Below are 8,962 nucleotides of genomic sequence, written 5' to 3'. Positions count from 1 at the left end.
GCGGGTGAAACGCCTGTAGCCAGTGTCTCTTTTGGCTATCAACCTCGTCAGGAGGCGCCTCAACGGGTGCCTGAACGTTGCTCACGTTAGTCATCTCGCGTTCCTTACGCTGGCAACAGATCCTGCGCAGCCAAATCGGCTGCCACGTCTTCAAGTCCGAGTCGATTCAGGGTTTCACGCGTTGGGCAACCCAACTCGGGATCCCAGCCCATTTCCTGATAGAACATCGTCAGTGACTGGCGCATATCCTCCCTGTCCATCTTGTCGGTGCCTTCGGTGAAGACCGGAATTTTCGGGTCTTTATCAAACACCCAGGAGCAGATGAGATCGTGTTCATTACGCATATCTTTGGTTTGCATCAGTTTGACCGTATAGGCTCGATGCAGGGTAAAGATGCGTTCAGCGGCCAGGTCCAGACTCGCCTGCGTGGTTTCATCACCGGTGACTGCCTGGAAGAATTTCGCTTCCAGATCCAAATCTCCGCGATAGTTACGGCTCTTAAGGGGTGAAACCGTCATCGGCCAAACCCAGTTACACAGCGTAACCGCGTTATGCAGGCAGACTTTCAGCAGCGTCCATTTGGCATATTTGATCTTGGCGGCATTGATCGGGGTGTAATTCTTGGTCTCGTCGTAGGCGTCCTGCGACCCAAATAACTCGCCCGCCACTTCGCGCTGTAATTTCAGCGGTAAGCCGGAACCAATGAAGTTGATATGGGTGTGCGCCATACAGTCACGGTTAAACATACAGTTGGTGATCGCCCCCACCTGCGCCGAGGCTTCGTTTGCATGATGGACCGGAAAACCAAACGGCGACCACAGTTTATTTTTGGCATAACCCCAGTACTCTTCGCCCAAATCCCAGCGTTCAGCAATGGCATACGAACCGTCCGCAAGATGACTGAGTTCCCCCACGCGATGCGCCAGTCGATAGTAAAAATCTTTGATAAAGTTAGGATCGCCCGCCTCCAGTTGATCCCAACGGATCTCCGCGTACTCTTCGGCTGGCAGCACGCGTTTAAAGACGCCTTTCGAATAACAGTAGGTAAAGTCACGGTGCAGCTGGCCGTAGTTACACCAGATACCGTAATCGTCAAACAGGTTCAGTCCGATCAGGTTCCCTACGACTCGCCCATCGTCTTTATCGTCAAAATCTTTCGGGCCATTGGGGAAAATGGTGGTGTGAACAAAGTTCGCCACGCAGGTGTTGCCGCCGGTACTCGGCACGCCAAAATCCTTCACCCGCGGGACATTGAGCTGCGACATACAACGAATAGGGCATGAATGGCAGCCGCTCATTTTGACCGTGTATTTTTCTGCGGCTGGACCCAGATCGAACACCGATTTATAGGTACGGAAACCCACCGTATTTTGGTTTCCCGGCGGGATTTCACCGGTTTCGATTGGCCCCCCTTCTGCCGCGCCCCAGAAAAGTCCCTTACGGGCTGTCCAGCGCGAGTTTGGCGAAGAGTATTCTGCCCAGGCCTGCGGGGTGCTTGGCACAACGTGGTTGTTGTTGGCGCCGATAAGCTCGGTCATCATGTAGTCATTGAGACGCTTCATCTCTTTACGATCGGCAATGTTGACGCCTTTAGTCCCTTCTACCGCAATGGCTTTCAGGTTTTTCGAACCCATCACCGCACCTGTACCGGCGCCTCCACTGTGGTTGCGGCTGTTGATCATGCAGGACAGTGGCACCAGATTCTCACCCGCCTGCCCAATAGCGGCAACGCAGGTTTCCGGGCTGGTAATCCGGCAAATCTCTTCGGTTGTGGCGCGAGTCCCCTTGCCCCACAAGAAATCGGCTTTTTCGATGCTGACTTTATCGTCTTTGATGTTGATCCAGACCGGTGATGCGGACTTGCCTTCAATAATAATGGCGTCGTAACCGGCGAATTTCATTTGTGCAGCAAAGAAACCGCCCATATGGGCATCTACGACTAAGTTACCTTTGGTAAACGTCGATAAGGAGGTGATATTGACGCGGGAGCTACAGGGAGCGCCAGACCCCGTTAATGGTCCAGTGGCAAAAACTAGCTTATTCCCTTCATCAAAAGGCATGGTGCCTGGCGGGACTTCGTCGTACATAATTTTATAACCAAAGCCCATCCCACCGACAAATTTTTTAAATTTACTGGAATCTTCAAGGGTGATATTACCCGTGGTGAGATTGACCCGTAAAATATTACCTGTCCAACCATTAGCCATCATGTTTTCCTTTGCAAGAAGGTTTAATAGATACCCGCCATTCTTCAGGCAGTTTTTTATCCAAAACTGCAGTGTTTTTGGCAATTAATGGCGCGAATCAGGTATGCCTGTTATCTATCAAACAGTAATATCTTTCCACTCGATAATTTTTAATGCTCCAGTCGGACAAGCATTGGCGCATTCCCCGCATAACACACATTTTGAGGACTTTTTCGTTTCGGTATTTACGGTCGCCATCATCCACGGGCAGGCTGTGGTACACGCGCTACAGCCAATACAGCGTTTGTGGTCCACCGCAATACAACCGTCTTCCTGTTTCCAGGTAATTGCACCAATTGGGCAGACCTTCATGCACTGCGGATCTTTGCATTGACGGCAGGTATCAGCGGTATAGTTTAAATCGCCATACAGCCCACCACCGGACCCGACGCCATCATCGCCAAAGAAGAAATTGCGATGGATTTTTATCCGGGAAAAGAAGGTCCCTACGGCACCATCGTTATAATTGGTACAGGATATTTCACAGCGGTGACAGCCTGTACAGCGGGCTCGCTGGGTCACCAGAACCCCTTTCGGCGTATTGATAAGCCCCACGGTCCCACTATCGATATCTTCCTGCTTACAACCAAATAGGGATAACAGCGCGGGGGCAATCGTTAATCCCGCCAGTCCTTTCCCTGATATCCGCAGGAATTCTAGTCGCGTTAAACCACAATCTAAAAATGGACGATCAACCTGGTTCATTTATTTCGCATCCTCTTCGCAAATGCTGTGGTAGCAACACCTCCAGGCTAATTTAAACCAGCGCAGCTCAAGCCATATCGGGCGGTTAATGTTGCCAACAACACGTAAATTTTTGCCCTAACCTGATCGCGTAAATGACGGTGGTTAAACTGAATGAATCTAATCCTTTAGGGTTAGGTGAAGAAATAATGTGGTTATTCAGCATGCATAGTCTTGATCGTCATCAATTAAAAAACGGAAGGGATATAATTAATGCGGAGTGAGATTTATTATCATTAAGAAATAGAGTGAAATAGCAGCCCATTTAAATTACAAATATTTGTGAACCCTCTCCCAAATATAATGCTGTACGACAACCGATATATAAATAAATACATATCGATTTATAGTTCTCTACAACCAATTATTAACGGAGATAAATTATATAGATTGATAGATTAACGTATCGAGAATAAGAGGACGGCAAAAAATTTCTGCGGTCCTCTTTTTATGAATTAACCGGCCAATGCTTTAATTACAGTCTCAATAGCCTGTTTTTCTAACTCACTGCGCTTCACGCGCTGGTTAGCAAGGGTGGTTCTCAGTACTCCCGCAATGACGATATGCTTAGGTTCTTGTCCCAGATCGCGCATTTCCAGCACTACTTTACCGACTACTCTGCACATTTCACGGTACAACTCGTCGTCTTTCGTCTGATTTCCCATTTTTGCCCGCTCGTCATTAACTCAAACCAACAGCATATATCACTCTGACGATTTAGACAAAATTCAATGAAAATCAAATAAATGTCATCATTCTACTGAACTCTCTGAAGTCGATTAACGAGCTCAGCAAGACTTCCTGCCTGCATTTTTTCCATCACCCGCGCCCGGTGCACTTCAACCGTACGCACGGCAATATTCATGGCATCAGCAATTTCCCGATTCATTAACCCTTTTGCTACCAGATGCGCCAGTTCCCGTTCTTTTGGCGTAAGTTGTTGGTAGCATGAGATGATCTCTTGTCGCGAGAACGCCGCTGCCGAGACCTGCAAGGCATGTTCTAATGCCGCCTGAAGCGGCACGGCTGACACGGGTTTTTGCAAAAAATCGACCGCGCCACGTTTCATTTGCTCAACCGCCATCGGCACGTCGCCGTGCCCGGTGAGAAAGACCACCGCCAGCGTACTTGCTTTCTGACGCATGATTTCATGCACAGCGTGCCCATCCAGTACCGGCATACGCATATCCAGCAGTAGTACGCCCACCTGGTGCAGATTTGCCTCGGCGAGGAATTTCTCGCCTTGCTCCCAGCAAGACACTTCATATCCCAGACTTTCCAATAAAAACGCACAGGCCTGGGTAACAGCAATGTCGTCATCCAGCAGATGAATTATCGCCACTACGGCCTCCTTCCTGATTTGGTTTAAAATACAATGTCACTCTCGCCCCCGCTTTACCGTCCGGGGCCTGCTGATTTTTGATCTCAATATCTCCGTTTGCGTAGCGCACCAGTCGCTGACAAATGGCCAGTCCTAGTCCCATACCTTCTTTGCGGGTGGTCATAAACGGCTGAAACGCCTGATACAACTGAGCCTCGTCAATGCCTCCGGCATTATCCTGCACCTGAATACGCACGCCACCATCCTTGTGCAGGGCGCTAAACCATACTGTCGTAGCGCCTGCCTGGGCGGCATTGAGTACCAGATTAGCCAGCACCTGCTCAAGAAGAACGCTTGGCAGCATCAACGTTAACGCCTTGCTAACCTGCGTGTGCAGCGTTACCGCCGGGAATTGCTGGGGCATGCGCAGTAATTGCCAGACGTGATGGATAGCATCGTGAACGTTGATGGCTTGCCAGCCATCGGTGAGTACCGGATTGCCCTGTGCCTGGCTGACCCACTGCCGGAGATTGCGCAGCGTATCGGCTCCCCGTTGTGCCTGGGCGTCTATGTGCTCAAGCGCGGGCAACAACGGATGCTGCTCATCCTGACCACGCAGGCGAATCAGACAGCCTTGGGCATAATGGCGGATAGCCGACAACGGCTGATTGAGCTCATGGGCAAAACCGGAGGTCATCTCCCCCAGCACGCTCATTTGGCGGGCAGTCTCCAGCGCCTGTTCCTGTTTGTGCAACAACACGTTGTTCCGCTCCAACTGCCTGCCACGTCGGCGAACCAACAGCATCACCCAGATGTAATTGAGCGTAAGCAACAGCAATACGATGACCACGCCCCCCATCGCCAGTCGGTGTTGAATAAACCAGCTTTTGACATCCAGCCACAGCTGACGCTGCTGCGGATGCTGGCGGACGTCGCGCAACAACGCTTCTACTTCGCGGGTCGAGGCGGGCGCGCCCCAGCGAAACGCCGCGTTTTGCGGTGCATTGAACAGTACCCGCGTCACGCGATCGGCCAACTCGTCACTCACTGCAGGTAGTGCGGCAAATGACCAGTCCGGATAGAGCGGCGTACTGGTTAAACAGGGAATTGAAGTCGGATGATTCAACACGGTCATAAAATCGGTTTTACGGATGAGGCCTTCTTCATCCATTTTTTCCAGCAGGCACACCGGCACGATCACCGCCTGCACGGCTTTTTCACGTAATAAATAGAGTAAGGCATCGGCGGGAAATCCGGTAAACGTCAGACGTAAATCACGTTCAGGGCGCAGACCGGCATCACTGAGCGCTTTATATCCCAGCAAATAGCCGCCAAACGCCTGAGCATCAATGGCGCCAACCGTTTTGCCGATCAGATCGTGTGCGGAGGTTAACCCACTGTCGCGCCTGACGAGAATGGCGCTGCCAATCACGTTACTGGTGGCTTTCCCACCACGGGTGGAGCGTAACGACGCCAGCCAGCGTAGCGCCGAGCGGCTGTTAAGCTGGACAAACTGCGCCGGATTGGTGACCACAAAGTGTACCGTTCCACGATTCACCGCCTCCTGCATCTGCCGCAGGTCCAGCGGTTGAATATGAAACTGCTCACCGGGGATTTGCTGATTCAACAAGGTTTCCAGCGGCTGCCAGTGATTACGTGTAGAAACCTCCCCGCGCATCGCCAAAACGCCAATGTTCCATGTCTGCGCCCTGACCGCGCCGCTTAGCATCCACAGCGACGCCAGCACCGTCAGACATCTTACTACGTTGCGTCCCACTCAATTATCCCTGTCAATTATGTTGTTTTAGATCAACAACAAGCCGGGTATGTGGTTAACCACAATAGAGTATACCCCGTCACGATTTTTACACTGTAAATCATTGAGATTCTTTATTCATCACACGCAAATCAACGGCGTGACCAATGTTTCGTTGTTGCATCGTGACGGGAGAAAATATGGACAGCAGTAAACGGCAGTTTCTCCAGCAACTGGGCGTCCTGACCGCTGGCGCATCACTGGTTCCGCTGGCTCAGGCGCAATTTCCCTTTTCGCCTGAACGCCACGAAGGCTCACAACAGCATCGCTACGCCATGCTGGTTGACCTGCGACGCTGTATCGGCTGCCAGGCCTGTACCGTCAGTTGCGCCATTGAAAACCAGACGCCACAGGGCGAATTTCGTACCCTCGTCAACCAGTATCAAGTACAGATTGAAGGCCAGCAAAGCGTTACCAACGTCCTGCTGCCGCGACTGTGCAACCATTGTGATAATCCCCCTTGCGTGCCCGTTTGCCCGGTACAAGCCACTTTCCAACGCGAAGACGGCATTGTGGTGGTCGACAACACACGCTGCGTGGGCTGCGCCTATTGCGTGCAGGCCTGCCCTTATGATGCGCGATTCATCAACCATGAAACGCAAACCGCCGATAAATGTACCTTTTGCGTTCACCGCCTAGAAGCGGGGCTGCTCCCGGCCTGTGTGGAATCCTGTGTCGGCGGCGCGCGCATCATTGGCGATATTAAAGATCCGCACAGCCGCATTTCACAAATGCTGCATGAACACCATGACGCCATCAAAGTTCTGAAGCCGGAAAGCGGTACGTCTCCTCACGTGTTCTATCTGGGACTGGATGAGGCGTTTGTCACCCCATTGATGGGACGAGCTCAACCCGCTCTCTGGCAGGAGGTTTAAATGAACCATTCACTGATTATCGACGAGGTTCTGGCCCATCCCCAGGACGTAAGCTGGTTACCCTGGGCCGTACAATACTTCTTTTTCATCGGCATTGCCGCCTGCGCCGCGCTATTCGCCTGCGTTCTTCACTGGCGCAAAAAAGAAACGGCAGACCTGGAGAATCTGACGCTGTTGATTGCCCTGACCTGCGCGATTACCGCGCCACTGGCGCTGACCGCTGATCTACACCAAACCGCCCGCGTCTGGCATTTCTATGCGTATCCGACGCCATGGTCCTGGATGCCGTGGGGCGCGCTGTTTTTACCGCTGTTTACCGGTTTTTTAGGTCTGTGGTTTCTGGCGCAGCATGTGAAACGGCTAACGCTAAAAAGTTACAGCGTCACAAAATGGTTAGCACTTGGTAGCGCGCTGTCCGCCATCGGATTGCTGGTTTACACCGGCCGTGAAGTGTCGGTGGTACAGGCGCGTCCCATTTGGTTCAGTTACGCCTTTCCGGTTGCGATGTTCCTCAGCGCGCTGCAAACATTTCTTGCCCTGCTTATTGCCACGACAAATAGCAAGGACGCACTACCGCGTAAGCTAGCGTGGGGGCAAATGGTCACGTTGATCGCGCTGGCTATCGTGGTGGCGATCTGGGCGAGTGGAAATACGCTTTCCGGTTCGGCTATCCGTCAGTGGCTGGATGTTGCCTCTTCAGCACAACACTACGCTATCGGTTGGGTTGCGCTATGGCTTGTTTCGCTTGCTCTTTGCGGGTTGGTTGTACGTTACCCCTTATCGCTACCGCTGCGCATATTACTCGCTTTTAGCGCTATGGCGCTGTGCTGGCTAATGCGCTGGACGTTACTCATCCAGGTGCAGACCGTACCGAAATTTAACGCGCAGTTTAATCCCTATACCCTGCCCGGCGGCACCGATGGCTGGCTGGCTATTGTGGGTACCTTCGGCCTGTGGATAGCACTGATTATTATTGTTCGTGAAGCCCTGAACGCGATCGCAAGGAGAATGCAACATGGCTAATTTAACCCGTCGTCAGTGGCTTAAAGTGGGCCTTGCCGTAGGTGGCATGGTGACTTTTGGCCTGAGTTATCGGGATGTGGCAAAGCGCGCGATAGACGGTTTGTTGGACGGAACCTCGGGCAAAATTACCCGTGACCGCATTTTTGCCAACGCGCTAATCCCAGAAGCCAACGCCCGGCCTCACTGGCAGCAAAACCCGCAGCAGGTGATCTCGATGACGCAGTGCTTTGGTTGCTGGACGCAGTGTGGTGTACGGGTTCGCGTTGACACTGAGCAAGGCAAAGTGCTGCGCATTGCGGGCAACCCTTATCATCCGTTGTCGCACGAGCACCATATAGACGCCTCCGTCCCCTTTGCTACGGCAATGGAACAATTGGCCGGGGAGTCAGGTCTTGACGCACGTTCCACCGCCTGCGCCCGTGGCGCAACCTTACTCGAAGGTCTGTACAGCCCGCTACGTATTCTGGAGCCTATGAAGCGTGTCGGTAAACGCGGTGAAGGAAAATGGCAGCGCATCAGCTTCGAACAGCTGATCAAAGAGGTGGTGGAAGGTGGCGATTTGTTTGGTGAAGGCCACGTTGATGGTCTGAGAGCCATCCACGATCCCACTACACCGCTTGATGCGAAACATCCCGGCTTTGGCCCAAAATCCAATCAACTGCTGGTCACCAATACCAGCGATGAAGGACGTGATACCTTTTTACGTCGCTTCGCACTGAACAGTTTCGGCAGTAAAAACTTCGGTGCTCATGGCGCTTACTGCGGCCTGGCCTATCGGGCCGGTTCCGGCGCGTTAATGGGCGATCTGGATAAAAATACCCACGTGAAACCCGACTGGGATAACGTCGAATTCGCGCTGTTTATGGGCACCTCTCCGGCGCAATCCGGCAACCCGTTTAAGCGCCAGGCCCGCCAATTGGCCAGCGCCCGTTTACGT

At 52.4% G+C, this 8,962-nt stretch carries 7 protein-coding genes and 1 pseudogene; 3 read left to right on the top strand and 5 right to left on the bottom strand.

Annotated features, from left to right (window positions below):
- Nucleotides 1-104: 104 nt before the first annotated feature.
- The 5 genes from FDW94_RS15430 to ttrS form a co-directional block, all read right to left on the bottom strand.
- Nucleotides 105-2,207: an aldehyde ferredoxin oxidoreductase gene (locus tag FDW94_RS15430; RefSeq protein WP_003832676.1), complete on the bottom strand. Its 2,103-nt coding sequence runs from the start codon at nt 2,205-2,207 to the stop codon at nt 105-107.
- Nucleotides 2,208-2,324: 117 nt separating this feature from the next.
- The gene (locus tag FDW94_RS15425; protein WP_016152920.1) at nt 2,325-2,951 is read right to left on the bottom strand and encodes a ferredoxin-like protein; all 627 of its coding nucleotides are present in this window, start codon (nt 2,949-2,951) and stop codon (nt 2,325-2,327) included.
- Between the two features lie 494 nt (nt 2,952-3,445).
- Complete coding sequence (fumD, locus tag FDW94_RS15420) at nt 3,446-3,655, bottom strand: fumarate hydratase FumD (protein ID WP_003029345.1); 210 nt, start codon at nt 3,653-3,655, stop codon at nt 3,446-3,448.
- A gap of 92 nt (nt 3,656-3,747) precedes the next feature.
- The gene (gene ttrR, locus FDW94_RS15415) at nt 3,748-4,332 is read right to left on the bottom strand and encodes a tetrathionate respiration response regulator TtrR (RefSeq protein ID WP_008784617.1); all 585 of its coding nucleotides are present in this window, start codon (nt 4,330-4,332) and stop codon (nt 3,748-3,750) included.
- Nucleotides 4,307-6,040 (bottom strand): tetrathionate respiration histidine kinase TtrS, encoded by a 1,734-nt coding sequence (ttrS, locus tag FDW94_RS15410; RefSeq protein WP_123969800.1) that lies wholly within the window; start codon nt 6,038-6,040, stop codon nt 4,307-4,309. Before ttrS ends, ttrR begins: the two co-directional genes overlap by 26 nt.
- Nucleotides 6,041-6,267: 227 nt before the next feature.
- On the opposite strand from ttrS, the gene ttrB reads away from it, so the two are divergent.
- The 3 genes and pseudogenes from ttrB to FDW94_RS24330 form a co-directional block, all read left to right on the top strand.
- A complete protein-coding gene (gene ttrB, locus FDW94_RS15405) occupies nt 6,268-7,002 on the top strand; it encodes a tetrathionate reductase subunit TtrB (RefSeq protein WP_020996438.1) in 735 nt (244 codons plus the stop codon).
- Entirely contained in the window at nt 7,003-8,025 is a 1,023-nt protein-coding gene (gene ttrC / locus FDW94_RS15400; RefSeq protein ID WP_001016644.1) for a tetrathionate reductase subunit TtrC, read from the top strand.
- Nucleotides 8,018-8,962 (top strand): annotated as a pseudogene (locus FDW94_RS24330) (tetrathionate reductase subunit TtrA); the annotation flags it as partial. The gene ttrC and the pseudogene FDW94_RS24330, both read left to right, overlap by 8 nt.

This window comes from Citrobacter sp. wls757 (assembly GCF_005280935.1).
Taxonomy (GTDB): Bacteria; Pseudomonadota; Gammaproteobacteria; order Enterobacterales; family Enterobacteriaceae; genus Citrobacter; species Citrobacter portucalensis.
Note: the sequence above shows the minus strand (reverse complement) of the source record. Positions and strands in the feature narration are given on the sequence as shown.

Coding starts and splice junctions, on each gene's coding strand:
- FDW94_RS15430 (WP_003832676.1), bottom strand. CDS start 2,207: ATGGCTAATGGTTGGACAGGTAATATTTTACGGGTCAATCTCACCACG.
- FDW94_RS15425 (WP_016152920.1), bottom strand. CDS start 2,951: ATGAACCAGGTTGATCGTCCATTTTTAGATTGTGGTTTAACGCGACTA.
- fumD (WP_003029345.1), bottom strand. CDS start 3,655: ATGGGAAATCAGACGAAAGACGACGAGTTGTACCGTGAAATGTGCAGA.
- ttrS (WP_123969800.1), bottom strand. CDS start 6,040: ATGCTAAGCGGCGCGGTCAGGGCGCAGACATGGAACATTGGCGTTTTG.
- ttrB (WP_020996438.1), top strand. CDS start 6,268: ATGGACAGCAGTAAACGGCAGTTTCTCCAGCAACTGGGCGTCCTGACC.
- ttrC (WP_001016644.1), top strand. CDS start 7,003: ATGAACCATTCACTGATTATCGACGAGGTTCTGGCCCATCCCCAGGAC.